This window comes from Microbacterium sp. SS28 (assembly GCF_022761035.1).
GTDB lineage: Bacteria > Actinomycetota > Actinomycetes > Actinomycetales > Microbacteriaceae > Microbacterium.
In genome coordinates this window covers 789,528-812,229 of record NZ_JAKWJP010000002.1, presented here as the reverse complement: position 1 = coordinate 812,229, position 22,702 = coordinate 789,528, and the positions used below count along the sequence as shown (strand labels likewise).

At 70.3% G+C, this 22,702-nt stretch carries 21 protein-coding genes; 13 read left to right on the top strand and 8 right to left on the bottom strand.

Annotated features, from left to right (window positions below):
• The first annotated feature begins 8 nt into the window (after nt 1-8).
• Together MJ607_RS09170 and MJ607_RS09165 are read left to right on the top strand one after the other, a co-directional pair.
• Nucleotides 9-227 (top strand): response regulator, encoded by a 219-nt coding sequence (locus MJ607_RS09170; RefSeq protein ID WP_243075254.1) that lies wholly within the window; start codon nt 9-11, stop codon nt 225-227.
• A gap of 4 nt (nt 228-231) precedes the next feature.
• A complete protein-coding gene (locus MJ607_RS09165; RefSeq protein ID WP_243075253.1) occupies nt 232-840 on the top strand; it encodes a CYTH domain-containing protein in 609 nt (202 codons plus the stop codon).
• Between the two features lie 101 nt (nt 841-941).
• Here MJ607_RS09165 and lpdA read toward each other — a convergent pair whose 3' ends face one another.
• Both lpdA and MJ607_RS09155 read right to left on the bottom strand, forming a co-directional pair.
• Nucleotides 942-2,342 (bottom strand): dihydrolipoyl dehydrogenase, encoded by a 1,401-nt coding sequence (gene lpdA, locus MJ607_RS09160; RefSeq protein WP_243075252.1) that lies wholly within the window; start codon nt 2,340-2,342, stop codon nt 942-944.
• 9 nt (nt 2,343-2,351) lie between these two features.
• A complete protein-coding gene (locus MJ607_RS09155; RefSeq protein WP_243075251.1) occupies nt 2,352-3,080 on the bottom strand; it encodes a copper resistance CopC family protein in 729 nt (242 codons plus the stop codon).
• A 112-nt stretch (nt 3,081-3,192) separates the two neighbouring features.
• Here MJ607_RS09155 and MJ607_RS09150 point away from each other — a divergent pair, with 112 nt between their 5' ends.
• On the top strand, nt 3,193-3,594 hold the full coding sequence (locus MJ607_RS09150; RefSeq protein WP_243075250.1) for a hypothetical protein: 402 nt from the start codon (nt 3,193-3,195) through the stop codon (nt 3,592-3,594).
• Nucleotides 3,595-3,639: 45 nt separating this feature from the next.
• Here the strand turns inward: MJ607_RS09150 and MJ607_RS09145 are convergent, their stop codons facing one another.
• Nucleotides 3,640-3,990, bottom strand: a complete 351-nt coding sequence (locus MJ607_RS09145; RefSeq protein ID WP_243075249.1) for a hypothetical protein — start codon at nt 3,988-3,990, stop codon at nt 3,640-3,642.
• Nucleotides 3,991-4,164: 174 nt separating this feature from the next.
• Here MJ607_RS09145 and MJ607_RS09140 point away from each other — a divergent pair, with 174 nt between their 5' ends.
• The 3 genes from MJ607_RS09140 to MJ607_RS09130 all read left to right on the top strand — a co-directional run bounded on the left by MJ607_RS09140 (nt 4,165) and on the right by MJ607_RS09130 (nt 6,011).
• Nucleotides 4,165-4,662, top strand: coding sequence for an FHA domain-containing protein (locus MJ607_RS09140; protein ID WP_243075248.1), 498 nt, complete (start codon nt 4,165-4,167; stop codon nt 4,660-4,662).
• Entirely contained in the window at nt 4,662-5,354 is a 693-nt protein-coding gene (locus MJ607_RS09135) for a MerR family transcriptional regulator (RefSeq protein ID WP_243075247.1), read from the top strand. The genes MJ607_RS09140 and MJ607_RS09135 overlap by 1 nt, the downstream gene beginning before the upstream one ends.
• A gap of 111 nt (nt 5,355-5,465) precedes the next feature.
• The gene (locus MJ607_RS09130) at nt 5,466-6,011 is read left to right on the top strand and encodes a MerR family transcriptional regulator (RefSeq protein WP_243075246.1); all 546 of its coding nucleotides are present in this window, start codon (nt 5,466-5,468) and stop codon (nt 6,009-6,011) included.
• A gap of 87 nt (nt 6,012-6,098) precedes the next feature.
• Here MJ607_RS09130 and MJ607_RS09125 read toward each other — a convergent pair whose 3' ends face one another.
• A complete protein-coding gene (locus MJ607_RS09125; RefSeq protein WP_243075245.1) occupies nt 6,099-6,908 on the bottom strand; it encodes a ParA family protein in 810 nt (269 codons plus the stop codon).
• Nucleotides 6,909-6,983: 75 nt separating this feature from the next.
• Here MJ607_RS09125 and MJ607_RS09120 point away from each other — a divergent pair, with 75 nt between their 5' ends.
• Genes MJ607_RS09120 through def form a run of 3 tightly spaced genes read left to right on the top strand, consistent with a single transcriptional unit; the run spans nt 6,984 to nt 12,545 of the window.
• Nucleotides 6,984-10,391 (top strand): pyruvate carboxylase, encoded by a 3,408-nt coding sequence (locus tag MJ607_RS09120; RefSeq protein WP_243075244.1) that lies wholly within the window; start codon nt 6,984-6,986, stop codon nt 10,389-10,391.
• A gap of 47 nt (nt 10,392-10,438) precedes the next feature.
• Entirely contained in the window at nt 10,439-12,052 is a 1,614-nt protein-coding gene (locus MJ607_RS09115; protein WP_374238043.1) for a MinD/ParA family protein, read from the top strand.
• Nucleotide 12,053: 1 nt separating this feature from the next.
• Entirely contained in the window at nt 12,054-12,545 is a 492-nt protein-coding gene (def, locus tag MJ607_RS09110; protein WP_243075243.1) for a peptide deformylase, read from the top strand.
• Between the two features lie 48 nt (nt 12,546-12,593).
• On the opposite strand, the gene MJ607_RS09105 is transcribed toward def, so the two are convergent.
• Nucleotides 12,594-14,423, bottom strand: a complete 1,830-nt coding sequence (locus MJ607_RS09105) for a long-chain fatty acid--CoA ligase (protein ID WP_243075242.1) — start codon at nt 14,421-14,423, stop codon at nt 12,594-12,596.
• Between the two features lie 169 nt (nt 14,424-14,592).
• On the opposite strand from MJ607_RS09105, the gene MJ607_RS09100 reads away from it, so the two are divergent.
• From MJ607_RS09100 to MJ607_RS09090, 3 genes are all read left to right on the top strand, one after another.
• Nucleotides 14,593-15,528, top strand: a complete 936-nt coding sequence (locus tag MJ607_RS09100; protein WP_243075292.1) for an ROK family glucokinase — start codon at nt 14,593-14,595, stop codon at nt 15,526-15,528.
• Nucleotides 15,529-15,615: 87 nt separating this feature from the next.
• The gene (locus MJ607_RS09095; RefSeq protein WP_243075241.1) at nt 15,616-16,311 is read left to right on the top strand and encodes a 1-acyl-sn-glycerol-3-phosphate acyltransferase; all 696 of its coding nucleotides are present in this window, start codon (nt 15,616-15,618) and stop codon (nt 16,309-16,311) included.
• 111 nt (nt 16,312-16,422) lie between these two features.
• Nucleotides 16,423-17,760 (top strand): class II 3-deoxy-7-phosphoheptulonate synthase, encoded by a 1,338-nt coding sequence (locus MJ607_RS09090; protein WP_243075240.1) that lies wholly within the window; start codon nt 16,423-16,425, stop codon nt 17,758-17,760.
• A gap of 57 nt (nt 17,761-17,817) precedes the next feature.
• Here MJ607_RS09090 and pknB read toward each other — a convergent pair whose 3' ends face one another.
• Together pknB and MJ607_RS09080 are read right to left on the bottom strand one after the other, a co-directional pair.
• A complete protein-coding gene (pknB, locus tag MJ607_RS09085; RefSeq protein ID WP_243075239.1) occupies nt 17,818-19,752 on the bottom strand; it encodes a Stk1 family PASTA domain-containing Ser/Thr kinase in 1,935 nt (644 codons plus the stop codon).
• Between the two features lie 70 nt (nt 19,753-19,822).
• The gene (locus MJ607_RS09080) at nt 19,823-21,040 is read right to left on the bottom strand and encodes a LysM peptidoglycan-binding domain-containing protein (RefSeq protein ID WP_243075238.1); all 1,218 of its coding nucleotides are present in this window, start codon (nt 21,038-21,040) and stop codon (nt 19,823-19,825) included.
• A gap of 162 nt (nt 21,041-21,202) precedes the next feature.
• On the opposite strand from MJ607_RS09080, the gene MJ607_RS09075 reads away from it, so the two are divergent.
• Entirely contained in the window at nt 21,203-21,553 is a 351-nt protein-coding gene (locus MJ607_RS09075; RefSeq protein ID WP_243075237.1) for an Rv2175c family DNA-binding protein, read from the top strand.
• Between the two features lie 12 nt (nt 21,554-21,565).
• Here the strand turns inward: MJ607_RS09075 and MJ607_RS09070 are convergent, their stop codons facing one another.
• Nucleotides 21,566-22,660 carry a polyprenyl synthetase family protein gene (locus tag MJ607_RS09070; RefSeq protein WP_243075236.1) on the bottom strand — a complete coding sequence of 365 codons (1,095 nt, stop codon included), beginning with the start codon at nt 22,658-22,660 and terminating at the stop codon, nt 21,566-21,568.
• Between the last annotated feature and the right edge of the window lie 42 nt (nt 22,661-22,702).

The following is a 22,702-nucleotide window of genomic DNA, read 5'->3' as shown; positions in this document are numbered from 1 at the left end:
CTCGGGCCATGGCCATCGCACGTCTCCACGGCGGACCTCTCGACGGGCAGCTGCTGCCCCTCGAGAAGCCCGAGCTGGACTCGCTCATCGTCCCCTACGGTCCCGCACAGATCGTCTACCGCCGCGGCGGCGGGCTCGAGCACACGGGGTCGGAGGACGGCCCCACCGAGGCCGAGTTCTGGTTCGTCGAGGCGACGGACGACATCGGCAACGCCTCGGACGACTGAGGTCGTGGCTTCCGAGCCGTCACGCTCGGTCGAGATCGAGCTGAAGTTCGACGTCGACGCCGACACGCCCCTGCCGGACTGGACGGGCATGCCGGGCGTCGCGTCGGTCGCGGCGCCCGAGGTGCGCGAGCTCGACGCGCGCTACCTCGACTCGGACGACGCAGCCCTCGCCCGCGCGGGCTACGCGCTGCGCCGGCGCACGGGCGGACCTGACGAGGGGTGGCACATCAAGGGACCGCGGGGTGCCGACGGCGGGCGGGTCGAGCTGCACTGGCCACTGCAGGACGGGATTCCGGATGCCGCGACCGCTGTGCTTTCGTCGGTGACGGCGGCTCCGCTCACCCCGCTCGCCCGCATCCGCAACCACCGCACGGCGTACCACCTGCTCGATGCGGCGGGGGGAGTCGTGGCCGAGTTCGTCGACGATCATGTGACGGCGACCGATGCTCGCTCAGGCGTCGAGCGCACGTGGCGCGAGTGGGAGCTCGAGCTGGGCGCTGCGGCTCCCGCCGACCCCGCGTCGTTCTTCGCCGCCGCCGAGGTCGTCGTGCACGCGACCGGGGCCCGGCCCGCGGCATCCGATTCCAAACTCGCGAAGGCGCTCGGTCACTGACCCGATCGCTCCCTCGATCCTGAGCTCGCGGGGCGGTTGCCGAGAGCTGGAACGCGAAAGGCCCGGGCGAGCCCGGGCCTTTCGACGTGAAGCGAGGCTGATCAGAAGTTGATCATGTGCCCGGCGAGGCCGTGGAACGCTTCCTGCAGCGCCTCCGACAGCGTCGGGTGCGTGTGGATGTTGCGGGCCGCTTCGAGGGCGGTGAGGTCCCACTTCTGCGCGAGGGTGAGCTCGGGGAGCAACTCGGACACGTCGGGGCCGATGAGGTGGCCGCCGAGCAGCTCGAGGTGCTCGCCGTCCGCGATGAGCTTGACGAACCCGACCGGCTCGCCGAGGCCGTTGGCCTTGCCGTTGGCCGAGAACGGGAACTTCGCGACCTTGACGTCGTAGCCCGCATCGCGCGCCTGCTGCTCGGTGAGACCGAACGACGCGACCTGCGGCGAGCAGAACGTGGCGCGCGGCATGTTGCGGTAGTCGCCGAGCGTCATGGTCTCGGCCTTGCCGATCGTCTCGGCGGCGACGACGCCCTGCGCCTCGGCGACGTGCGCGAGCTGCAGCTTCGCCGTGACATCGCCGATCGCGTAGATGTGCGGCACGTTGGTGCGCATGTGATCGTCGATCTCGATCGCGCCGCGGTCGGTGAGCGCGACGCCCGTCGCGTCGAGCCCGAAGCCCTCGATGTTCGGCGCGAACCCGACCGACATCAGGACCTTGTCGGCTTCGATCGACTGCGTTTCGCCGCCGGCGACCGGCGTGTACGTGACGGTGACCTTGTCGCCGTGGTCGGTGACGGTCTCGACCTTCGTCGAGGTCAGGATCTCGACGCCGTAGCCCTTGTACTGCTTGGCGATCTCCTTCGACACGTCGACGTCCTCGTTGGGGAGCGCGCGGTCCAGGAACTCGATGATCGTGACCTTGACTCCGTAGTTCGTCATGACGAACCCGAACTCCATGCCGATCGCGCCGGCGCCGACGATGACGATCGACTCGGGCAGGTCGCGCGTGAGGATCTGCTCCTCGTACGTGACGATGTTCCCGCCGATCGTGACACCCGGCAGGGTGCGCACCTTCGAGCCGGTCGCGATGATCGCGTTGTCGAACGTGACGTCCTCGCTCGAGCCGTCGGCCTTCGCGACGCGGATCGCGTTGGGGCCCGTGAAGGTGCCGCGACCCTCGTACTCGGTCACCTTGTTCTTCTTCATCAGGAAGTGGATGCCCTTGACGTGCCCGTTCGCGACGGTGCGGCTGCGGTCCCACGCGACGCCGTAGTCGAAGTGCACGTCACCCGAGATGCCGAACAGCGCCGCCTTGTGGTGGAACTGGTGCGCGAGGTCGGCGTTCTTCAGCAGCGCCTTGGACGGGATGCATCCGACGTTGAGACAGACACCGCCCCAGTACTTCTCCTCGATGATCGCGACGGAAAGGCCGAGCTGAGCGCTGCGGACTGCCGCGACGTACCCGCCGGGGCCCGCGCCGAGGATGACGACATCATAGTGAGGCATGCCTCCAGCCTATCGGTCGGCAGGAGGCTCAGATCCCGGCTGAGAGCCGTCCGCCCGGCCGTCCGCAGGCCCGTCGTCCGTGCCTCCCTGACCCTGCGTCGGCGCGCCGCCCGAGAGCGCGCGCTCACGGCGCGCCCGCGAGATCAGCAGGTACATGACACCACCCGCGACGGCGAGCACGAGCAGGAGCGCCCCGACGAACCACGGGCGCAGGTCGGTCGTCTCGGCCGGCGGGACGGGCGACGCGCTCGGCGTCGGCTCGGCGGTGGGCGCCGCCGTCGCGACATCCGTCGGCGTCGGCTCGGCGGTCGGCTCCGTCGTCGGGCTCGAGGCGGGACCGTCCACCGTGAACGAGAACTCGCCCGAGATGGGGTGGCCGTCGCTCGAGACGACCTTCCAGAGCACCGTGACGACACCGGATGCCTCGCCCGCGAGCGCCTGCGTCAGCACGGTGTCGGATGCCACCGGTGCGCCGTCGACGAGCGACGCGCCCGTGGCATCCGTCACCGCCACTTCGCTCGCGCCCGCATCCGTCGCGAGGACGCCGCTGAAGGTGAGCGTCAGCTCGTCGGGCAGGGCGGCCACCGCCGAACCGGCCGCCGGATCGGTCGAGACCAGCTCGTCGTGCGCGCTCGCGGGTGCCGCTCCGAGCAGGAGCGACGCGGCTGCGACGACCGCGACGACGAGGGTCGCGAGAGGCCGGGGGAGGCGGCGTTCGTTAATTCCGTGTGACGACACGCGGCAGAGCCTAGCGGCCCCTTCTGTGGCGACTCGGGGAGCAATACCATGGCGGAAGGCGCAGCGGTACGACTGCGACACCCGACGTAACGACCCCCGGGAGGACCGCGAAATGGACTCGATGATGATGGACATGATGTCCAAGGACATGAAGGCGATGCCCGGCATGGACATGATGGACATGTCCCTCATGCAGGCGTGTATGGACGCCTGCTCCGCATGCGAGCAGGCCTGCACGGTGTGCTCGACGCAGATGATGTCGTGCGCCCCCGCGTGCATGAACTGCGCGGACATGTGCAACACCATGATGCGCTCCATGATGCGCATGCAGGGCATGGACATGGCCAGCATGATGGCGATGCTCGACGCGTGCATCGCGATGTGCCAGCTGTGCATGGACGAGTGCATGGAGCACGCCGACATGAACGAGGTCTGCAAGATGTGCGCTCAGGCCTGCAAGGCGTGCATGGACGCCTGCATGGCCATGAAGAACTCGATGATGGCGATGGGCTGAGCCCGTCGCCTCTCTCGTTTCAGAGAGCAGATCTCGCTTCGGAGATCAGGCGAGCGGTGCGACGTTGAAGCGCTGCGAGCCGACGGCGAGCACGTCGTAGCGCCCGTGCAGGGCGACCGGTGCGCCCGCTTCGACGGCGGTCGCGGCGCCCGAGCCGCTCCAGACGGTGACGGATGCCGCATCGCCGATCGTCCGGAGGACGAGCGTGCCGTCATCGTGCCGCGCCTCGACGATCGCGTCGACCCAATCCGAGGGCGTCGCCGCCGCGAGGCGGGACTGGATGAGGTGCAGCGCGTGCCCGGGGGCGAACGTCGAGCAGGCCCGGCCGTGGACGCACATGCACGCCGCACGCTCCCGCACCTCGAAGGGCGGAATGTGAGAGTGCGGGGTCGACACAGCTGGCTCCTGTTCAGTAGGTTCGAATACCCACCAGGCTAGGGATCGGGACGAGCCGGGGCATCTCGAGCGACACGCGACGAAACAAAGCCCTCGTGCGGGCGCTCCGGCGGTCTGAAGCTCTCCTCACGGGGTGGGAGCATCGGATAGGCTGGAACGAAGAGGAGGAGCAGCGTGGACGACAATCGCCGACCGGACGAGATCCGTCGCGCAGCCGACTCCGGCGAGGGCTCGGGCGACCGACCCGCCGACACGACGCAGACGTTCGGGCATGACTCCGATCTGTCCTTCGTGCCCTTCGGCGCCGACCTCTCCGCTGCCGAGCTCGAGGCGATCGACGCACTGCCGTCGCGATCCGCGATCCTCATCGTCCGCTCGGGTCCCACGGCGGGGGCACGGTACCTGCTCGACACCGACGTGACCACCGTGGGGCGGCATCCCGAAGCCGACATCTTCTTCGACGACGTCACCGTCTCGCGCCGTCACTCCGAGATCACGCGGCACGAGTCCTCCTTCGAGATCGTCGACCAGCGCTCGCTCAACGGCACGTACGTCAACGGGGAGCGGGTCGACCGCTCACCCCTCGTCAACGGCTCGGAAGTGCGCATCGGCAAGTTCCGCCTCAACTTCTTCGTCTCGCCCTCCGACCTGACGCAGGCCGCGGACCGCTGATGTCGACGGCTGCCGCCCGCGAACGTTCGTCGTCCGCGGGGCTCTTGAGCATTGGACAGGTGCTCGCACGCCTCGCACCCGAGTTCCCGACGCTCACGTCGAGCAAGCTGAGGTTCCTCGAGGTCCAGGGGATCGTCACGCCCGTGCGCACGGAGTCGGGCTATCGCAAGTTCTCGCCTGCCGACCTCGAACGCCTGCGCCTCGCCCTGACGCTGCAGCGCGACCACTACCTGCCGCTCGTCGTCATCCGCGAGTACCTCGCCGACGTGGACGCGGGGCGCGACCCCGCGACGCCGGCCTCGGCTCCGCCGCCGTCGATCGTCCCCGCACCGCGCCGCTATCGCCGCGAGGAGCTGCTGGCCGCGACGGGAGCCGCGCCGCAGCTGCTCAACGACGCCGTCAGCACGGGGGTCCTCGCGGGCGCGGACGCCTACACCGACCAGCACGTCGCGATCCTGCGGGCGCTCGTCGCCCTCGACCGGCACGGCATCGAGCCCCGCCACGTGCGGACGCTCCGGCAGAGCGCCGAGCGCGACGTCACCCTCGTCGAGTCGGCGCTCGCGCCGCTTCTTCGCCGGACGGATGCCGCGTCCCGCGCCCGCGCGAACGAGCTCGCACCCGAACTCGCGAAGCGGCTCGAAGAGCTGCGGGGCATCTTCGTCAGGGACGCCCTGGAACGGCGATCGACCTGATCGGATCAGGCACTCGGCGCGACACGCCGGACCGCTTCGAGCGGATGTCGTTGCCCGGGTCGACGGGCTGTTCTAGCGTGGAAGCATCGGGTCTGGGGGAGGAGGCATCGCATGACTGCTCATGACGAGTCAGACGAACCCACGTACCTGGCAGACCTGCTCTTCACCGACGGGCTCCCCGCGATGGACGACGAGGTCGGCTACCGCGGTGCCGTCGCCGCCCGCGCGGCCGGGATCACGTACCGCCAGCTCGACTACTGGGCCCGCACCGAGCTCATCCAGCCCACCGTCCGCGGTGCGAGCGGATCGGGCTCTCAGCGCCTCTACGGCTTCCGCGACATCCTCGTCCTGAAGCTCGTCAAGCGGCTGCTCGACACCGGCATCTCGCTCCAGCAGATCCGCACGGCCGTCGATCAGCTGCGGGCCGCCGGCATCCGCGACCTCGCGGGCACGACACTCATGAGCGACGGGGCATCCGTCTATCTCTGCACCTCGAACGACGAGGTCATCGACCTCATCAGCCGCGGCCAGGGCGTGTTCGGCATCGCGGTCGGCAGCGTCCTGCGCGAAGTCGAGTCGACGCTCGTCGAGTTCGATCCGCAGTCGCCCGACACCGTCGACGAGCTCGCGGCGCGCCGCGCAGCACGCACGGCGTAAGCGCCGGCTCACAGGCCTGCCGCACGCAGCGCATGGCGTGAGGGCACGCGCCGTGGCGCGCCTGGACGGGCCAGGCGCTGGGCTTCGTTACGCGCGGGCTTCGCCTGCGACGGGGATGCGCCCCGTCCGCATGACGCGGTCGAGCAGCGCGTCGAAGTCGGCCGCGAGCTCCTGAGCGGAGTCGCCTGGCCAGATGTGCAACGGCTTCGCGGCGCCCTGCGCCTGCTGCAGCGACGTGCGCTCGGGCAGCTGGGGCGACAGGACGAGCGGGCCGAACATGTCGCGCAGCTCCTTGATGCGGAACTGGTGCTCGATCGACTGGGGACGCACGCGGTTGACGACGATGCCGAGCGGCTGAAGGCGGGGGGAGAGGCCGCGGCGGATCTCCTCGATCGCGCGCAGCGCGCGGTCGGCGGCTGCGACGGAGAAGAGTCCGGGCTCGGTCACGACGATGACGCGGTCGCTCGCGGCCCACGCCGTCCGCGTGAGCGCGTTGAGCGACGGGGCGCAGTCGATGAGCACGAGGTCGTAGTCGGCCTCGATCGTCGCGAGCGCCTCCTCGAGCTTCCACACGTCGCGGACACTGGGGTGCGGACCGTCGAAGTTGATGGCAGAGGGGCTGCCGATCAGGACGTCGATCGTGCCGGGGTGCACCTTGGCCCAGCCGCTCGAGGTGATCGCCTGACGGACGACCTTCTCCTTCGGATTGGCCAGGACATCGGCGACGTTGAGCCGCCCGGCGACCTGGATGTCCATGCCCGTGGACACGTCCGACTGGGGGTCGAGGTCGACGACGAGCGTGCGGACACCCCGCGCGAAGGCCGCAGACGCGAGCCCGAGGGTCACCGTCGTCTTTCCGACGCCACCCTTGAGCGAGCTGACCGAGAGTACGTGCACAAGGGTCTACGTTACCGTCCCCTAGGCTGAGAGCACACTCAGCCCCCACTTGACGCCGGCCCCGATGAGGTAGCAATGTTCCGGAAGATCCTGGTCGCCAACCGCGGTGAGATCGCGATTCGCGCATTCCGCGCTGCTTACGAGCTGGGAGCGCGCACAGTCGCGGTGTTCCCGTTCGAGGATCGCGGCTCCCTGCACAGGCAGAAAGCCGACGAGTCGTACGAGATCGGTGAGCCGGGGCATCCCGTGCGCGCGTATCTCGACATCGACGAGATCATCCGGGTCGCCCTGCAGTCGGGCGCCGACGCCATCTACCCCGGCTACGGCTTCCTCTCGGAGAACCCGGACCTCGCTGCGCGCGCCGCCGAGAACGGCATCACCTTCATCGGCCCGTCCTCGACGGTGCTGGGAATGGCGGGCAACAAGGTCACGGCGAAGGAGCACGCGATCGCCGCAGGCGTTCCCGTCCTCGCCTCGACTCCGGCATCCGACGATGTCGACGCCCTCGTCGCGCAGGCCGCCGACATCGGGTTCCCGATCTTCGTCAAGGCTGTCGCAGGCGGCGGCGGACGCGGCATGCGCCGCGTCGAGACGCCCGGCGAGCTGCCCCCCGCGATCGCCGAGGCGATGCGCGAGGCCGGCGCGGCGTTCGGCGACCCGCGGGTCTTCCTCGAGCAGGCTGTCGTCCGCCCGCGCCACATCGAGGTGCAGATCCTCGCGGACGGCACGGGCGAGACGGTCCACCTGTTCGAGCGGGACTGCTCCGTGCAGCGCCGGCACCAGAAGGTCATCGAGATCGCTCCGGCGCCGAACCTCGACGACGACCTGCGCCAGCGCATCCACCGCGACGCCGTCGCCTTCGCGCGCTCGATCTCGTACGTCAACGCCGGGACTGTCGAGTTCCTCGTCGACACGGCGGGCGAGCGGGCGGGCCAGCACGTCTTCATCGAGATGAACCCGCGCATCCAGGTCGAGCACACGGTCACCGAAGAGGTGACGGATGTCGACCTCGTGCAGTCCCAGATGCGGATCGCCGCCGGCGCGACGCTGAAGGAGCTCGGCCTCGAACAGAAGGACATCACGCTGCGTGGTGCGGCGCTGCAGTGCCGACTCACGACCGAGGACCCCTCGCAGGGCTTCCGGCCCGACACGGGTCGCATCACGACCTACCGCTCACCGGGCGGCGCCGGCATCCGCCTCGACGGCGGCACGACGGCGGCGGGGTCGCAGATCAGCCCGCACTTCGACTCGATGCTCGCGAAGCTCACGTGCCGCGGCCGCGATTTCCCGGCCGCGGTGGCCCGCGCCAAGCGCGCGCTTGCGGAGTTCCGCATCCGCGGCGTCTCCACGAACATCCCGTTCCTGCGCGCCGTGCTCGAAGACCCCGCCTTCGTGGCGGGCGACCTCAGCACGTCGTTCATCGACGAGCGTCCCGAGCTGCTCACGAGCCACCCGTCGCGCGACCGTGCGACGAAGCTGCTCAACTGGCTCGCCGACGTCACGGTCAACCGTCCCTACGGCGAGAAGCCGCTCTCGGTGTCGCCCGGCAGCAAGCTGCCCGACATCGATCTGACGGCGCCCGCCCCCGAAGGGACCCTCGACCGGCTGCGCGCTCTCGGACCCGCGGAGTTCGCCCGCGCCCTGCGGGCGCAGACGGCCCTCGCGGTCACCGAGACGACCTTCCGCGACGCGCACCAGTCGCTGCTCGCGACGCGTGTCCGCACGCGCGACCTCGTCCGCGTCGGTCCGCACGTCTCGCGGCTCACGCCCCAGCTGCTCTCGGTCGAGGCGTGGGGCGGGGCGACCTACGACGTCGCCCTGCGCTTCCTCGCGGAGGACCCGTGGGAGCGCCTCGAGGCGCTGCGCGTCGCGATGCCCAACATCCCGATCCAGATGCTCCTGCGCGGTCGCAACACCGTGGGCTACACGCCACGGCCCGTCGCCGTGACGGACGCCTTCGTCCGCGAGGCGGCCGCGACCGGCGTCGACATCTTCCGCATCTTCGACGCCCTCAACGACGTGTCGCAGATGCGGCCGGCGATCGACGCGGTGCTCGGCACCGGGACGGCGCTCGCCGAGGTCGCCCTCTGCTACACGGGCGACCTGCTCGACCCGAACGAGCGTCTCTACACGCTCGACTACTACCTGCGCCTCGCCGAGAGCATCGTCGAGTCGGGCGCGCATGTCATCGCGATCAAGGACATGGCGGGCCTGCTGCGCCCCGGCGCCGCCGCCAAGCTCGTGACGGCGCTGCGCGAGCGGTTCGACCAGCCCGTGCACGTCCACACGCACGACACGGCCGGTGGGCAGCTCGCGACGCTGCTCGCAGCGAGTGCCGCGGGTGCGGACGCCGTGGATGCCGCGGCCGCCCCGCTCGCGGGGACGACGAGCCAGCCCTCGCTGTCGGCGCTCGTCGCGGCCCTCGCGCACACCGACCGCGACACGGGCCTCGCCCTCGACGCCGTCGGCGACCTCGAGCCGTACTGGGAGGCCGTGCGGCACCTGTACCGCCCGTTCGAGTCCGGCCTTCCGAGCCCCACGGGCCGGGTGTACCACCACGAGATCCCGGGCGGGCAGCTCTCGAACCTGCGCCAGCAGGCGATCGCGCTGGGGCTCGCGGACGACTTCGAGCTCATCGAGGACATGTACGCGGCCGCCGACCGGATCCTGGGCAGGATCCCCAAGGTGACGCCGTCGTCGAAGGTCGTCGGCGACCTCGCGCTCGCGCTCGTCGCGGTGCGGGCCGACCCCGCGGACTTCGAGGAGAACCCCCAGAGCTACGACATCCCGGACTCCGTCGTCGGCTTCATGGCGGGCGAACTCGGCGACCTGCCCGGCGGCTGGCCGGAGCCGTTCCGCACGAAGGTGCTCGCCGGCCGAGAGGTCTCGATCGAGATCCCGCCGCTGAACGACGACGAGGAGGCGGGGCTGGTCGGAGATGCCGCGACTCGGCGGCGCACCCTCAACCGCCTGCTCTTCCCCGCGCCGACGAAGCAGTTCGAAGAGAACCGCGCGGCCTACGGCGATCTGACCGCCCTCGGGACGCCCGACTACCTGTACGGACTCACGCCCGGCGAGGAGCATGTCGCAGAGATCGATCCCGGCGTGCAGCTCTACGTGGGCCTCGAGGCGATCGGCGAGCCGGATGCCAAGGGCATCCGCACCGTCATGACGACCCTCAACGGGCAGCTGCGTCCCGTGTACGTCCGGGACCGCTCGATCAAGGTCGAAGCTGTCGCCGCGGAGCGCGCCGACACGTCGCGGCCGGGCCAGATCGCGGCACCCTTCTCGGGCGCCGTGACGGTCAAGGTCGAGGTGGGCGCCGTCGTGACCGCCGGTCAGCCGGTCGCGTCGATCGAGGCCATGAAGATGGAGGCGGCCATCACGTCTCCCGTCGACGGCGTCGTCGAGAGGCTCGCGATCTCGGGCACCCGACAGGTGGACGCGGGAGACCTTTTGGTCGTCATCCGCCCTTCCCAGTAGCCTGAGCGGGGGGCACGACACCCGATCCACCCCCTGGAGACCACGCAGTGACGCCAGATCGCAACGACCACACACCCGCCGATGAGCCCGAGAACGGCATGCTCGACACCGGCGCCATCGACACGACCGGCCTCGGCATCCTGGGCGGCTCAACCGAACAGGTGAGCGTCGCGCTGCCGGGGAACGTCGAGGAAGACATCATCGACGACGATGACGTCATCGTCGACGAGGTCGAGGTGTTCGAGATCATGCCCGCCGACGGGGACGACGAGCTCGACGCCGCGCCCCTCGAGAGCACGGCAGGGGATCTCGCGGAGTTCGAGAGCTCGCTGCGCGCAGACGACCCCGCCGAGGACGTCGTCGCCGAGGATGTCGCCGACGACATCGTCGATGCCGAGGAGATCGACGCGGAGCCGCTCGCGGCAGCCGCGGACGCCGACCTGACCGAATCGACCGTGGAGGCCGAGATCGTGACCGAACAGGCATCATCCGACCGCGACCAGACGTGGGCCTCGCTCCCGCCGGCATCCGCACCCGGCACGGAGGCCGTGCCCACGACGACCGGATCCATCCCCGCGACGCGCCGCGAGGCCCATGCCGAGTCGGTCGAGCGCACCGACCGTGCACAGGCGCTCGAGCGCACCCCGGTGCGTCCCGACGTGCGTCCCGACCTGACACTGACCTCGAAGCGCCTCGGCGAATTCGAGCCGGGTCGCGAGTCGGCCGATCTGCTGACCGCCGACCGCCTGCTCGATCCCCACCAGGTCGTCCGGCCGGAGCCCGAAGGGGCGTGGCAGCACTTCGTCTACTCGCTCACGGGGCACCGCCTCAACCTCGGCGACGGCAAGCGCGCTCGGGCCCGCAAAGAGCTCGACCGCCGGATCGCCGCCCCGCTCGGCGCGGGTGCCCGTTTCGTCCCCGTCGTCTCCCGCAAGGGCGGCGTCGGCAAGACGACCATCACGACGCTGCTCGGCATGGCTCTCGCCGACGCGCGCGACGATCGCGTCATCGCCGTCGACGCCAACCCCGACCGCGGCACGCTCGCCGACCGCATCGCCCGCCAGAATGGCAAGACGGTGCGCGATCTCGTGCGCGACCGCGCCGAGATCTCGGGCTACGCCGGCATCTCGTCGGTCGTCGCGCGCGACGACACGCGCCTGGACGTCCTCGCGTCGGATGCCGATCCCCGCGTCTCCGAGGCCTTCAGCGATCGGGACTACCGGGATGTCGCGACCCTCGCCGCGCACTACTACTCCATCGTCCTCACCGACACGGGCACGGGCATCGTGCACTCCGTCATGCAGGCGACGCTCGAGCTCGCTGATCAGCTCGTCGTGGTCGCCGGCCTGAGCGTCGACGAAGCGCGCCTGGCGTCCGAGACGCTCACGTGGCTCGAGACGAACGGGTACTCCGAGCAGGTGCGCAACGCGGTCGTCGTGCTCAACACGGCACGGCCGGGCACGCCGCTCGTGCGCCCCGAAGAGCTCGAGACGCACTTCCGCACGCGCGTGCGCGCCGTCGTCCGCATGCCGTACGACCCGCACATCGCGGCCGGAAGCGCGATCACGTTCCGCGACCTGCGCCCCGAGACGCGTCTTGCGGCACGCGAGCTCGCCGCATGCGTCGTCGAGGGTCTGCGCACGCTCGCCTCGGCCGCCTGACATGACGGTCAGGCCCATCCGCCTCTTCGGCGACCCCGTTCTGCGCGCCCCGAGCGCGCCCATCACGCAGATCGACGACGGCGTCCGCGCACTCGTCCAGGACCTGCTCGACACCGTCGCCCTGCCGGGGCGCGCGGGGGTCGCGGCACCGCAGATCGGCGTCGGACTGCGCGCCTTCAGCTACAACATCGACGGCGACATCGGCTACATCCTCAACCCCGAGGTCGTCGAGGTCTCGGGCGAGCTCGAGCCGACGGGGGAGGGATGCCTCTCGGTGCCGGGTCTCTGGCACGATGCGCTGCGGCATCCGCACGCGAAGGTCGTCGGCATCGACCTCGACGGCGAGGAGGTCGTGCTCGAGGGCGACGGGCTGCTGGCTCAGGCGCTGCAGCACGAGACCGACCACCTCGACGGCATGCTCTACATCCAGCGGCTCTCGCCGGAGAACCGCAAGATCGCGATGCGCGAGATCCGCGAGAGCGACTGGCTGTGAGAAGAGCCCCGGGCGTCGCCCGGGGCTCTTCCGCGTGGTGGATGCCTGCTAGCCGCCGAGCGACACGTTCGTCGTCGAGACGGGCACGTTGTATAGCTCCTCGATGTCGGCCGCGTAGTCGGCGAGGATGACGTTGCGCTTGATGCTCATCTTGGGCGTCAGGTGCCCGCTCGCCTCGGTCCACTCCGTCGGCAGGATCGCGAACTTGCGGATCGACTCGGCCCGCGACACATACTTGTTCGCCCCGTCGATCGCGCGCTGGATCTCGGCGCGGACCGCGCTGTTCTTGGCGGCCTCGGTGAGCGACATGTCGGCGGACAGCCCGTTGTTCGAGAGCCACGAGGGGAGCATCTCGGGGTCGAGGGTCACGAGCGCCGAGATGAAGGGCTTCTGATCTCCGACGACCACGACCTGACCCACGATGGGGTTGGCACGGATCGGATCCTCGAGCGCCGCGGGAGCGACGTTCTTGCCGCCCGCCGTCACGATGATCTCCTTCTTGCGGCCGGTGATCTTGAGGAAGCCCTCATCGTCGAACGAGCCGATGTCGCCCGTCTTGAACCAGTCGCCGTCGAAGGTCGCGGCGGTCGCCTCGGGATTGCGCCAGTACTCCTTGAAGACGTTGATGCCGCGCACCTCGATCTCGCCGTCCTCAGCGAGGCGGACGCCCACGCCCGGAAGTGCGGGGCCCACCGTGCCGATCTTCGACTTGGTAGCGAGGTTGACCGTCGCGGGGGCCGTCGTCTCGGTGAGGCCGTAGCCCTCGAGGATCACGATGCCGAGGCTGTGGAAGAAGTGCCCGAGACGCGAGCCGAGCGGCGCGGAGCCCGACACGGCGAAGGAGACGCGTCCGCCCATCGCGGCGCGCAGCTTGCTGTAGACGAGGCGGTCGAAGAGGGCGAACTTGATCTTGGTGCCGAGCGGCACCTTCTTGCCCTCTTCGAGGAGCTTCGAGTGCTCGACGGCGGTGCGCGCGGCGGCGCGGAAGATCTTGCCCTTGCCGCCCGCTTCGGCCTTCTGCTCGGCCGAGTTGTAGACCTTCTCGAACACGCGGGGGACCGCGAGCAGGAACGTCGGCTTGAACGAGCCGAGCGCCGGCAGCAGCTGCTTCGTATCGGGCTGGTGACCCGTCTTGACGCCCGAGTGGATCGCCAGGATCGAGATGAAGCGCGCGAAGATGTGCGCCGTCGTGATGAACAGGAGCGTCGACGCGCCGGGCACCTCGACGACGTCCGAGAGCGCCTTGGCGGAGTTGCGGCTGAGCTCGACGAAGTTGCTGTGCGTCAGGACGCAGCCCTTCGGGCGACCTGTGGAGCCCGAGGTGTAGATGAGCGTCGCGATGTCGGAGCCGGTCGCGATGTTGCGCCGCCTCTCGATCTCGGCATCCGGAACATCCTTGCCCTGCTCGACGAGCTTGGCGAGGTCGCCGCCGTGCATCGTCCACGTCGAGCGCACGAGCGGGATCTCGCCGCGCACCTCGGCGAGGCGATCGGTGTGGTCGGCGGACTCCGTGATGCAGGCCACGACGCCGGAGTCCGAGCAGATCCACGAGATCTGCGCCGCCGAACTCGTCTCGTAGATCGGCACCATGACCGCGCCCGCATAGAAGAGGGCGAAGTCGACGAGCGTCCAGTCGTATGTCGTGCGCGCGATGAACCCGACCTTGTCGCCGGGCTCGATGCCCGCGGCGGCGAAGCCCTTGGCGAGGGCGATGACCTGGCGCTGGAACTCGGCGGCCGTGATGTCGCGCCAGCCGTCCCCTTCGGGCACCGCGAACAGAGCCCTGTCGGGCGTCTTCTTGACCCGCTCCACGAGCAGGTCCGTCACGTTCGCCTGCGGATCTGCGGGAACGATGGGGGGGACTTCGAATTGGACCACGGTGACTCCTTCGTAACCGGATTTCACATCTCGGGGTTGCTTGCTTCGAGTGTATGCGCTTGCTCTCGCGCGCACCGCGGCGCGGCCGAGCACCCGCGCCGAACGCCGATGACGCGCCCGGATAGACTCTCAGGCGCCGTCGCGTCGCGACGTGCCGGAAGGGAGAGCAGTGCTCAAGGTCGGGATCGACATCGGCGGAACGAAGATCGCGGGCGGTGTGGTCGATGACGAGGGCCGCATCATCGAGCAGCTGCGGGTCGAGACGCCGACCGACCCGGCCGCGCTCGAGGATGCCGTCGTCGACATGGTCCGGCACTTCTCCGACACGTACGAGGTCACAGCCGTCGGCGTCGCAGCCGCCGGGTTCGTCGACCGCGACGGCGCCGTCATCATCCACGCCCCCAACATCGCGTGGCACAACGAGCCCCTCAAGGCGAAGCTCGAGGCGCGGCTCGACACGCACGTCACGATCGACAACGACGCGAACGCAGCGGGCTGGGCGGAGTACCGCTTCGGCGGCGGCGCCCACGTCGACGACATGGTCATGCTGACGCTCGGCACGGGCGTCGGCGGCGCCGTCATCCTGAACGGGCACCTCTATCGCGGCGGACACGGCATCGGCGCCGAACTGGGCCACACGCGCTTCACGCGCGAAGGCCGGCCGTGCGGGTGCGGGCAGAGCGGATGCCTCGAGCAGTATGCGTCGGGCCGCGCGCTGCAGCGCGAGGCCAACGACATCGCCGACGGCGGCGGGATCGGCGACGCCCTCGCGGCCGTCCGCGCCGAGAAGGGCTCGATCAGCGGCCCGGCCGTCTCGCGTCTCGTCCTGGCGGGCGACCCCGGCGCGCTCGAGGCGCTGCGTCGCGTCGCGACGGCCCTCGGCGAGGCGTGCGGAGGCTTCCAGGCGGTGCTCGACCCGTCGCTGTTCGTCATCGGCGGGGGAGTGGCCGAACTCGGAGAGGTGCTCCTCGAGCCCGTCCGCGCCGCGTATCGCACGGCGCTCCCGGGCCACGGCGACCGCCCGATCGCCGAGTTCGCGATCGCGCGCCTCGGCAACGACGCCGGAATCATCGGCGCGGCCGACCTCGCGGGAGGCGGCGCATAGTCGCGGCGCGCGGGCGGCAGTGTTCCGCTGGCCTGAGAAGTGCGTCATGATCGGCGGAGCCGCCGACCTCACGGGGGGTGATGGGCATTGTTCTACTGGCTCATGAAGTACGTCGTGATCGGCCCGATCACGAAGGCCATCTGGCGACCGTGGATCGTCGGGCGGCGCAATGTGCCGACATCCGGAGCCGCGATCCTTGCGAGCAATCACCTGTCGTTCGTCGACTCGATCTTCCTGCCGCTCATGATCGACCGCCCCGTCGCCTTCCTCGCGAAGAGCGACTACTTCACGGGCAAGGGCATCAAGGGCTGGGCGACGCGCATGTTCTTCAAGATGACGGGTCAGATCCCGATCGACCGGTCGGGCGGCAAGGCATCCGAGGCATCTCTCAATACGGGTCTGCAGGTGCTCGGCCACGGCGATCTGCTCGGGATCTACCCCGAAGGCACGCGCAGCCCCGACGGGAAGCTCTATCGCGGGCGGACGGGCCTTGCGCGGATGGCGCTCGAGGCGCACGTCCCGGTCGTGCCGGTCGTCATGGTCGACACCGACACGATGATGCCGATCGGCACGCGATGGCCGCGCATCGTGCGCGTGGGCATCGTCATCGGCGAGCCGCTGGACTTCTCGCGATTCGAGGGCATGGAGGGCGACCGCTACATCCTGCGCTCCGTCACGGACGAGATCATGGTCGCGCTCCAGCGTCTCGGCGAGCAGGAGTACGAGGACGTCTACGCCTCGACGGTCAAGGACCGGCTGAACAAGCCCCGCGCCGCGAGGTAGGACGGCGCAGCGTCGTGGCGTGGTCGGGCATGGCGTGGCCGCGGGGCTGTGCGGTGCCGCCCCCGCGTAGCAGGTCGCCGATCGACTCGGCCGCGCCGATAGACTTGCCGGATGCTTCAGCAGCTCGACGCTCTCGACCACTGGCGGACCCTGCCCATCAAGCAGCAGCCCGAGTGGTATGACCGGGATGCCGTCGCGGCGGTCTCCGACGAGATCGCGACGCTGCCGCCGCTCGTGTTCGCCGGCGAGGTAGACAACCTGCGCGACCGGCTCGCGAAGGCCGCCGAAGGCAAGGCGTTCCTCCTTCAGGGCGGCGACTGCGCCGAGACGTTCGCGGGTGCGACGGCGGAGCAGATCCGCAACCGCATCAAGACCGTGCTGCAGATGGCGGTCGTGCTGACCTACGGCGCCTCCATGCCGGTCGTCAAGATGGGCCGCATGGCGGGCCAGTTCGCCAAGCCCCGCTCGAGCGACACCGAGACCCGCGGCGACGTGACGCTGCCCGCCTACCGCGGCGACATCGTCAACGGCTTCGACTTCACCGAGGCGTCCCGCCAGCCCGACCCCGCACGGCTGCTCAAGGGCTACCACACGGCTGCATCGACCATCAATCTGATCCGCGCCTTCACACAGGGCGGCTTCGCCGACCTGCGCGAAGTGCACTCGTGGAACAAGGGCTTCGCGCAGAACCCCGCGAATCAGCAGTACGAGCGCCTCGCGACCGATATCGACCGCGCCATCAAGTTCATGGAGGCGGCGGGCGCCGACTTCGACGAGCTGCGCCGCGTCGAGTTCTACACGGGCCACGAGGGCCTGCTCATGGACTACGAGCGCCCCATGACGCGCATCGACTCGCGCACGGGGACGCCGTACAACACGTCGGCGCACTTCGTGTGGATCGGCGAGCGCACGCGCGACCTCGACGGCGCGCACGTCGACTACTTCTCCAAGATCCGCAACCCCATCGGTGTGAAGCTGGGCCCGTCGACCTCGACGGACACGGCGCTCGAGCTCATCGACAAGCTCGACCCCGAGCGCGAGCCCGGCCGCCTGACGTTCATCACGCGCATGGGCGCCGGAAAGATCCGCGACGCACTCCCGCCGCTGCTCGAGGCCGTCAAGGCGTCGGGCGCCACCCCGCTGTGGGTCACCGACCCGATGCACGGCAACGGCATCACGACCCCGACGGGCTACAAGACCCGCCGCTTCGACGACGTCGTGGACGAGGTGCGCGGCTTCTTCGAGGCGCACCGGGCGGTCGGCACGTTCCCCGGCGGCATCCACGTCGAGCTCACGGGCGACGACGTGACGGAGTGCCTGGGCGGTTCGGAGCAGATCGACGAGGCGACCCTCGCGACGCGCTACGAGAGCCTGTGCGACCCGCGCCTGAACCACATGCAGTCGCTCGAGCTCGCCTTCCTCGTCGCCGAGGAGCTCGAGCGCCTCTAGCGGGGCTCCCCGCGGGTCCTGGACCGCGCGGCGCGGACTCACGCGAGACGGTGCAGGTCAGTCGGTCGCGCTCAGGTCGAGCGAGACCGACGTGCCCTTGACCCGCTGGGCGCCGTCTTCGGGGTCCTGGGCGACGACCGTCGCGATGAGGGCGAAGGGCTCCCACAGCGGGTTGTAGGTCGCGCGGAAGCCCGCGTCGCTGAGGATCTTCTTCGCCTCGGCGAGGGTCTTGTCGACGACGTTCGGCACGGGGAAGAGCGGGGGACCGGACGAGACCACGAGCGTCACTGCCTCGCCGGGGCGCCACGAGCCGCCGCCTTCGCGGTCGGCGATGCGGATCACGAGCCCCTTCTCGACGGACTCGCTCGTCTCCTCCGTCGTGCCCGCGATCTGCAGGTTCTTCGCGTTGAGCGCGGCCGTCGCGTCGCCGACGCTCTGACCCGCGACATCCGGCACGGGGCCGACCGAGACCGACAGCACACCGGAATCGCCCTCGTGGATCGTGCAGCCGTTGGTGCACTCGATGGGATCGCCGCCGGCCCGCGGCGTGATCCACGCCGCGATGACGGTGTTCTCGGCGGCATCCGTGAAGTACAGCTCGTCGTCGCCGACCGTGACGCGCACGCCCTCGAGCGCGCCCCTGGCCTGATCCGCCGGCAGGCCTGCGAGCGCCGCGACCGCGTGGTCCTGCGGTCCCTTCGACACGAACACCGTGACGGTCGACTCCTTGTCGACGCGGGACCCCGCACCGGGATCCGAACCGACCGTCGTGCCGGCCGCGATGTCGAAGTCGAAGACGTCCTCCTGGACGGCGACGAGCCCTTCTTCGGCGAGCTGCGCCTGAGCCTCGGCGAAGGTCCGGTTCGAGACATCCGGGATCGCGACCTGCGAACCGGGACCCGAGCCGAACCACCAGCCGATGCCGGCCGCGAGAGCCGCGAGCACGATGACGAGCGCGAAGAGCCACGCGCCCCGGCGCGTGCGCTTCTTGGTCGCCGCCCGCAGGCGCGCGGCGTTGTCGGCGTCGTCGATCGCCGCCATGGGGCCTGTGATCGCGGCGGGCAGCACCTTGGTGAGCTCGGCCTGCGCGCCGTCCTCGTCGCGGATGACGCTCGTCGGGGCCGTGCGCGCGACCTGGGGCTGGATGCCGAGCTCGCGCTCGATCTCGCGCAGCCGGTCGAGCATCTCGCGCGCGTCGACGGGGCGCTCGTCGGGAGACTTCTCGGTCGCCCACAGGACGAGCTCGTCGAGCTGTTCGGGGACGCCGGGGTTCTTGACGCTCGGCCTCGGCACGGAATCGGTCGCGTGCTGGAAGGCGATCTGCATGGGCTGCTCGCCCTGGTACGGCTGTTCGCCCGCGAGCATCTCGTACAGCATGATCCCGAGCGAATAGATGTCGCTGCGGGCGTCGGCGGTGCCGCGTGTCACGAGCTCGGGCGCGAGGTAGGCGATCGTCCCGAGCAGCTGCGCGCCCGTCGCGGTGTTGGCGGTCGTCGCGCGAGCGAGGCCGAAGTCGCCGATCTTGATGCGACCGTCCTCGGCGAGCAGAACGTTCTCGGGCTTGACGTCGCGGTGCACGATCCCAGCCCGGTGGGCGGCGGCGAGACCCGACAGGATCGCGTCCATGATCGTGATCGTCTGCGCGACGGTCAGGCGCTTCTGCTCGCGCATGAGCTCGCGGAGGGTGATGCCGGGCAGGTACTCCATGACGAGGTACGCCATGTCTCCGTCCTGACCCTGGTCGAAGACGTTGACGACGTGCGGATCCGCGAGGCGCGCCGCGGCGCGGGCCTCCTGGATGAACCGGCTCTGGAACACGGTGTCGTCGCTCAGGTGCCCGTGCATGACCTTGAGCGCGATGCGCCGCTCGAGGCGCAGGTCGGTCGCGACGTACACGGTCGCCATGCCGCCGCGCGCGATGCGCGCGCGAACCCGGTATCGGCCGTCGACGAGACGTCCGATCAGCGGGTCGGCCTGCTGACTCGTGCTCACGGTCAGATTCTACGGATGCGGGGCTGTGAGCCCCGGGAGCGCCTCACCCGGCGGACGGCGCTCGCATGCGTCATCCGTACGTCGCGAGCCAGGTGTTCGCGGCGGTCTCCCACCGCGCATACCGGTCGGGGTAGGCCGAGATCTGCACGGCCTGAGCCGCCTGCGTGAAGGACATGTCCTGCCAGCCGGGGATGTCGAGCAGGCCCCGCGTGTTCCACCCGTTGGGGTCGGACGGCCCGCCGTAGAAGACGCGCGTCGCGCGCGCGGCATCCTGCACCTCAGCCTCGGTGCCCCAGCCGGCGCTCGGCCGCTGCTGGAACAGGCCCCGCGAATCGCGGTCGCCCCAGCTCAGGTTGCGCAGCCACGACTCCTGCATCGCGGCGCCCAGCGCGATCGCGATGCCGCGCTGGGGGACGCCGAGCTCGCGCCCGATCCCGATGATGAGGCGCACGTGCCCGATCTGCTCGGCGTCGAGCGTCGGCACGGGCTCCTGCGCCGGCGTCGTCGGCGCGGGAGCCGGCGACGGAGACGGTGCGACGGGAGCGACGGCCAGCGCGAGCTTCTGGCCCGGGTAGATGATCGACGACCAGCCGAGGCCGTTGGCGGCGAAGAGCGTCTGCACCGTGATGCCGTTGCGCTTGGCGATCGCCGAGAGCGTGTCGCCTGCGACGACCGTGTAGGTTCCGGATGCCGCGACCGGCGTCGCGGGAGCCGCAGGAGCTGCAGGCGCGGCGGGTGGGACTGCGGAGGCGCCGCCGGGAAGCACGAGCTTCTGGCCCGGGTAGATGATCGACGACCAGCCGAGGCCGTTGGCGGCGAAGAGCGCTTGCACCGTGACGCCGTTGCGCTTGGCGATCGCCGAGAGCGTGTCGCCTGCGACGACCGTGTAGGTTCCGGATGCCGCGACGGGCGTCGCGGGGGCGGCGGGCGCCGCAGCCGCCGAGCCCGTGAGTCGCAGCACCTGGCCGGGCTGGATGATCGACGCCGAGGTCAGCCCGTTGAGGGCGAGGACGTCGGCGGTGCGCAGTCCGTAGCGCATCGCGATGCCGAACACGGTGTCGCCGCGCTGCACCGTGTAGGTCGCGGGAGCGGCTGCCGTGGCCGGCGCGACGCGTGACACCGCGACTCCCGCGATGGCGAGCTGAGGTGCGCGAGCGACGCGCGTCTCGTGCTCGGGCTCGGCCGCGGTCGCCGGCGGGGCGCTGAGCAGCAGCGCGATCGATCCCGCGACGGCCGCCGGAACGACGGCTGCCGCGGTGATGGGCCTGCGGTTGGTGGAATGTCGCACGAGTTTCCCCCCTCTGTGACCTCCACACCGTGTCACGGAAGTGAATCACTGTCAACAGATGATAAAGACGGGGTTTATGTGACTGATGTGACTGATGTGAATCGTGTGACTCGCGCCCCGGGCGGGCGCGCGGCACCTTCGACGGGATGAGATAGTGGATCGGTGACCGCTGATCCTGCGCCGCGTCTCGAGACCGATTGGCTCTCTCTGCCCGAACTCGTCGAGGTCCTCGACGAACCGCTCGGGCGAGTGCGGAGACTCCTCGACGAATTCCACCTCATCGGATCGCGCCGCCACGGCGCGCTCAAGGTGCCGGCGGTCTTCATCGTCGACGGGCACCCGCTCTCGTCGCTGCGCGGAACCGTCTTCGTGCTGCACGACGCGGGGTTCGACGACGACGAGGCGATCGACTGGCTGCTCGAGACCGACGACTCGATCGGCACCGCGCCCATCGAGGCGCTGCTCGCGGGACGCAAGAGCGAGGTCCGGCGCGTCGCACGCGGCCTGGCCTGATCTGCTTGGCGGTCAGTTCGACCGGACGGTCGCGGCCCGCGCGAGCTCGCGCAGCTCGTTGACCGCCGCGTTGCCGAGCCGCGCGCCGGACAGCGCGCGCTCCGCCTCGCGCGAGTAGTCCGCGATGAGCGCCTCGACGCGATCGAGCGCGCCCGTCTCGACGATCGTGCGCTGCAGGGCGGCGACCTGGTCGGCATCGAGGGTCGGATCGCCCACGAGCTCGTCGACGATGCGCCGAGCCGGGGCATCCAGTTCTTCGCGCGCGTACGCGATGAGGACGGTGCGCTTGCCCTCGCGCAGATCGTCGCCCGACGGCTTGCCCGTCTGCGCTTCGTCCCCGAAGACGCCCAGCACATCGTCGCGCAGCTGGAACGCCATCCCGAGGGGATGCCCGAACGAGGCGAGCGCCGCCTGCTGCGCGGCATCCGCCCCCGCGAGTGCCGCACCGATCGCGAGCGGCTGCTGCACGCTGTAGCGCGCGGACTTGAACGAGGCGACCCGCAGCGCGCGCTCGGCGTGGCGCTCGTCGGGCTCGGTCAGGAACGCCGACTCCTCGGCGATGTCGAGGAACTGCCCGACGGTCACGTCCCGCCGCATGCGCGCGTACTCGCCGCGCGTCGCGGCCGAGACGGCTCCGGATGCCGCGCCGAGCCCCTGCTCGAGCAGATCGTCGCTCCACGCGACGAGCAGGTCGCCGAGCAGGATCGCGGCCGACCTGCCGAACGCGGCGGCGTCGCCCACCCAGCCGGAGGCGCCGTGTGACTGCTCGAGTGCGCGGTGGGCCGCGGGGCTGCCGCGGCGCGTGTCGGAATTGTCGATGAGATCGTCGTGGACAAGCGCCGCGGCGTGGAAGATCTCGAGGGCTGCGGCGGCCGAGACGACCTCGTCCGTCAGCTCCGCCGCGGCTCCGCCGGCCTCGGCGACGGCCCGGTGGCCCGCGATGCAGAACCGGCCGCGAAGCCGCTTTCCACCCCGCAGGGCGGCCGCCGCGGCCTCGACGAAGAGGGCCGCTTCGGAGCCCAGATCGGCCGTTGCATCCCTCTCACCCGAAATGAACGTCTCTAGTCGCTGGGAAATCGCCGCGACCGCATCCTGAGAGGGTGACACGGGCCTAGCCTAGTAAGAGAGGGCACGCGTACAATCGACGGG